Raw genomic sequence first — 1,220 nt, 5'->3', positions numbered from 1 at the left:
ATGAATGATCTTTAGCATACAGATGTTCCATTAAAGCTTTCGAACCTACCAAAGTGACGCTTTCTAAAGCAGCAAGACTTAAACGCTGTGAGATTGAGTGGCTGGCAACTTGAGTTTTACTGTTGCACACCTTGCAGCTATTCAACTTCCCTTTTCTCTAGTTCATTCAGATACAAAAAAGCCCAAGCGATGGGCTTGGGCGTTCTTACATTTAATGTGTTTGTCGAGTGTATTAGAACTCTTTCGGTGCGAAGCCAGTCATCACGTCTAGGCGTAGTTCTTTACCCATTTTGGTCATAGGGTGAACGATAACTAGGCCGCGTACGCGTTTCTTCAGTTTACCGATGTCTGCCTGTTCTGCTTTAGTGATTTCACGAGAGAATGGCATATCTAACAGGCTTTTACGTTCTTTATTTAGTTCGTATGTTTGTTTGTGCTTAAGTTGGTTAAGCTTCTTTGTTAGATCTTCAACTTCATCCGTGAATTTAGAAATCATTTCGTGATCACCACGAGAACGTGCTGCATCCAGTTTACGTTGGCAGGTATCTACGCGGTTATGCAGCTTTTGAATATCAGTTTTAATGCTCATGGTAAATAGACTCAATTTTTTAATGGTCGAGGAGTATAGCATAGCTGAAAATCTACGCTCTACTATCCTCCTCGATTCTATGTTTAGTTGATTAGTTCATTCCCTGAAACTTGGCCGGAGAAGAAGGCTTCTACGTTGTTCAATGTCACAGATGCTATGTTATTCAGCGCTTCGTGAGTTAAGAAAGCTTGATGGCCAGTGAACAGAACGTTGTGGCATGCCGATAAGCGGCGGAAAACATCATCCACGATAACGTCGTTGGATTTATCTTGGAAGAACAAGTCCTTTTCGTTGTCGTACACATCTAAACCGAGAGCGCCAATCTTACCCTGTTTAAGTGCTTCGATAGCGGCGACAGAGTCGAGTAACTCACCGCGGCTTGTATTGATGATCATCACGCCATCTTTCATTTGAGCAAAAGCGTTTTCGTTCAATAGGTGGTAGTTTTCTTCGCTCATTGGACAGTGAAGAGAGATAACATCTGCATTGGCGTAAATCTCTTCAAGAGAGCAGTATCGTGCACCCATTTCTATAGCCAGAGGATTTTCGTAAGGGTCGTAGCAAAGCAGTTCCATCCCTAAGCCTTTAAAGATTCGCATCGTGGCGATACCAATCTTGCCAGTGCCGATAA

At 42.7% G+C, this 1,220-nt stretch carries 2 protein-coding genes; both read right to left on the bottom strand.

Features of this window, described 5'->3' with window-relative positions; translation table 11 throughout:
• Positions 1 to 232: 232 nt before the first annotated feature.
• Complete coding sequence (locus R7O12_RS25720; RefSeq protein ID WP_005467110.1) at positions 233 to 589, bottom strand: YibL family ribosome-associated protein; 357 nt, start codon at positions 587 to 589, stop codon at positions 233 to 235.
• An 83-nt stretch (positions 590 to 672) separates the two neighbouring features.
• The coding region (locus tag R7O12_RS25715; protein ID WP_318126883.1) for an NAD(P)-dependent oxidoreductase at positions 673 to 1,220 on the bottom strand (548 nt) is incomplete at its 5' end.

This window comes from Vibrio sp. Vb1574 (assembly GCF_033338675.1).
Note: the sequence above shows the minus strand (reverse complement) of the source record. Positions and strands in the feature narration are given on the sequence as shown.

Excerpts from the sequence above, each read along its gene's own strand:
- R7O12_RS25720 (WP_005467110.1), bottom strand. The coding sequence starts at position 589 with ATGAGCATTAAAACTGATATTCAAAAGCTGCATAACCGCGTAGATACC.